General features: G+C 47.6%; 4 protein-coding genes. All 4 read left to right on the top strand.

Features of this window, described 5'->3' with window-relative positions:
* On the top strand, positions 1 to 979 hold a 979-nt coding region (locus Q0338_RS08290; RefSeq protein ID WP_298086341.1), incomplete at its 5' end, for an ammonia-forming cytochrome c nitrite reductase subunit c552.
* Positions 980 to 1,131: 152 nt separating this feature from the next.
* Positions 1,132 to 1,578 carry a lysozyme inhibitor LprI family protein gene (locus Q0338_RS08295; RefSeq protein ID WP_002950719.1) on the top strand — a complete coding sequence of 149 codons (447 nt, stop codon included), beginning with the start codon at positions 1,132 to 1,134 and terminating at the stop codon, positions 1,576 to 1,578.
* The gene (gene lpxB, locus Q0338_RS08300; protein WP_298086342.1) at positions 1,575 to 2,609 is read left to right on the top strand and encodes a lipid-A-disaccharide synthase; all 1,035 of its coding nucleotides are present in this window, start codon (positions 1,575 to 1,577) and stop codon (positions 2,607 to 2,609) included. Before Q0338_RS08295 ends, lpxB begins: the two co-directional genes overlap by 4 nt.
* 3 nt (positions 2,610 to 2,612) lie before the next feature.
* The coding region (gene greA, locus Q0338_RS08305) for a transcription elongation factor GreA (protein WP_298086343.1) at positions 2,613 to 3,045 on the top strand (433 nt) is incomplete at its 3' end.

Consider the following 3,045-nt stretch of genomic DNA (forward strand, 5'->3'; position numbering starts at 1 on the left):
TATGAGCCTAAGAGTAACAAGACCGGGATTTGTAAACGCGATGGTAGGACGCGGCTACGAGGCTGACGCTAAAAGCGGCATAAAAGCTACTAGAGCGGAGATGAGAAACTATGTTTGTATGCAGTGCCACGTCGAGTATTATTTCGGTAAAGACCAAACCCTAACTTTCCCTTGGACTTTCTGGAAAAAAGACCAGCCGTTTAAGATCGAAAATTTCGACCAGTATTACGACGATCAGTTAGCCAAAGAGGATGGATTTAAATTTGACTACATCCACAAAGATACCGGCGCTAAAATCATCAAGATGCAGCACTCAGAGTCTGAGCTAAGCTCAACCGGTATCCACGGAAGAAGCGGCGTAACGTGCGCAGACTGCCACATGCCGTATAAACGCGCCGGAGCTCAAAAGATCACCGAGCATGAAATTTTAACTCCCCTTGCCGATATAAACGCGGCTTGCAAAACTTGCCACCCGCAAAGCGAACAAGTGCTAAAAGATAGAATTTCGTTCGTACAAAATCGCCACGCTTACGAGCTAAGAAACTGCGAAAATGCGCTACTTTCTTTGATCCAAGACGTAAAAACGGCCAGAGCCGAGCTAGCTAAGCATGAGAAATTTGCTTCGATCGCCGATGAAAAAGAGAGAAAAGAAGCTATCAGTAAGGCTCTTGAAAAGACTCTTTACTTGCACCGCAAAACTCACATCCGCTGGGACTTCGCATTTAGCGAAAACAGCTACGGCTTCCACGGAGACGAAGAGTCGGCTAGGATCCTAGGTCAATGTAAAGAATTTGCTCGCCAAGGACAAACCGAGCTAGTTAACGAGCTTGCGCCTTACGGCATCAGTATTAAGCTAACTCAAGAAGCTACTCCGGTTCCTGCGCCTGCTTCTTTAGGACATAAATATCCTATCGGCGTAGCGCCTACCGAAGCTATGAAAAAAGCCGACGAAGACGTTAAGAACCTAAATTTTAAATAAACCCCAAAACCCAAGGCCTGCGGGCTTTGGGTTTTTTAAATTTACGCATTTTTCTTTCAAATTTCAAAATCCGAATTTACTTATAAATTTAAATTTTATTGTTTATTTAGCCGTTTTAGGCGATAATCCTCATCAAATTTAAAGGAGAAAATATGCTTAAAAAATTTATTTTTGCTGCTCTTGCGGCGAGTTTGGTTTTCGGTGCGCAAGATCTTGCGATCAAAGCAAAACCTGCGTCAAGCATCGAGGAAACTTCGGAAGAGGAATTTGATGAATCGCAAGCGCGCGTAGATGAGTGCATGCAAAAAGATAGCTCAACTGCCGGCATGATCCAGTGTATAGACGCCGAATTTGCTATCCAAGATAAACTCCTAAACCAAAACTACAAAAAGGCCATGAGCGTGCTAAACGACGAAAATAAAAAGAAACTAAAAGACATCCAGCGTAAATGGGTGGCCTATAAAGAGGCCAAATGCCCGTTTGTGCCACCTATGGGTACGCTTTATGCCGTAACGGCAGCCGATTGTTACCTTCAGATGACTAAGGAGCGCGCAAGAGAGCTTGCAAACTTAGCCGAGGACTTTGAGGGCAATCAGTGAAGCTACTCGTCTCTTGTTTGGAGGCCTCTGCAAATTTGCACTTCGAACAGGTTTTAGAGCATCTGCCAAAGTGCGAACTAAAAGGCATTTTTGACGAGAAATTCGGCGAGCCTTATATGCGAAGCTCGGAGTTTTCCGCGATGGGCTTCGTGGAGGTTTTGCCGCTTTATTTTAAGGCAAAACGCGCGATAAAAGAGATGACTCGCCTAGCTGCGCAGTGCGACGCCGTGCTGCTTATCGATAGTCCCGCCTTTAACCTTCCGCTAGCTAGAGCGATCAAAGAAGCAGGCATCAAAACGCCCGTGACCTACTACATCTTGCCGCAGGTGTGGGCGTGGAAGGCCGGACGCGTGGCGAAAGTCGAGGCGTACTGCGATCATTTGGCTTCGATTTTGCCGTTTGACGGGATGTACTACAATCGCTCGCGCTACGTCGGACACCCGCTGCTTGACGAGCTGCGAGTGCGAAAAAACGAGCTTTTGCAAAGCGGTAAGATAGCCTTTATGCCTGGATCCCGCCGTGCTGAAATTTCGCGTCTAATGCCCATTTTTCGCGAGGTGGCAAGCCAGATAAAAGACAAAGAAAAACTGCTCGTCGTGCCGCCATTTTTGGCAAACGATATGCAAATTTACGGCGACGTGAGCGGCTTTAGCGTGGTTACTGACGCGCCGCGCGCGCTTTTGCAAAGCGAATTTGCCTTTATCTGCTCTGGCACTGCGACTCTGCAGGCCGCGCTCGTAGGCACGCCGTTTGTGCTAGCCTATAAAGCCAAAGCCATCGACATAATGATAGCGCGGATGTTTGTGAAGCTGCGCCACATCGGGCTTGCAAATATCATGTTTGATTTCATGGGCGAAGCGGCGCTGCACGAGGAGCTGTTGCAAGAAGAAGTAACGCCGAGTAATCTAATAAAAGCTTACGAGAGCTGCGATAAAGAGAAATTTATCAAAGGCTGCGAGAAGCTACGAAAGTACCTAAAGCACGGCTCTGCAGCCAGCGTAGCTCAAATTTTAATAACAAACAAAGGATGAAAAATGACCGAACCGATGACGCTTTTTGGATATGAAAAAATCACGAACGAACTAAAAAATTTAAAGACCGTCGAACGTCCGAATATCGTCGAGGAGATCGACATTGCGCGCAGTCACGGCGACCTAAAAGAAAACGCCGAATACCACGCCGCGCGCGAAAAACAGGCGTTTATCGAGAGCCGTATAGCCGAGCTTAGCGACATAGTAAGCCGCGCTAAGGTAATCGATCCCGCCGAATACGAGCACGATAAGGTAAAATTTGGCTCCACGGTCGTCATCATGGACGTAGAAACCGAGCTAGAAAAGACCTATACGCTCGTGGGCACGCCCGAGAGCAACCTAGAGCGCGGACTCATCTCGATTAACTCGCCCCTAGCCAAGCAGCTAATCGGCAAGAGCGAGGGCGACGAGGTCGCGCTAAATTTGCCAAACGGCA

Origin of the sequence: uncultured Campylobacter sp. (assembly GCF_938018145.1) — a bacterium.
Classification (GTDB): Bacteria; Campylobacterota; Campylobacteria; order Campylobacterales; family Campylobacteraceae; genus Campylobacter_A.

Bases quoted from the DNA above. Each gene is read 5' to 3' on its own strand.
- Q0338_RS08295 (WP_002950719.1), top strand. From the start codon at position 1,132: ATGCTTAAAAAATTTATTTTTGCTGCTCTTGCGGCGAGTTTGGTTTTC.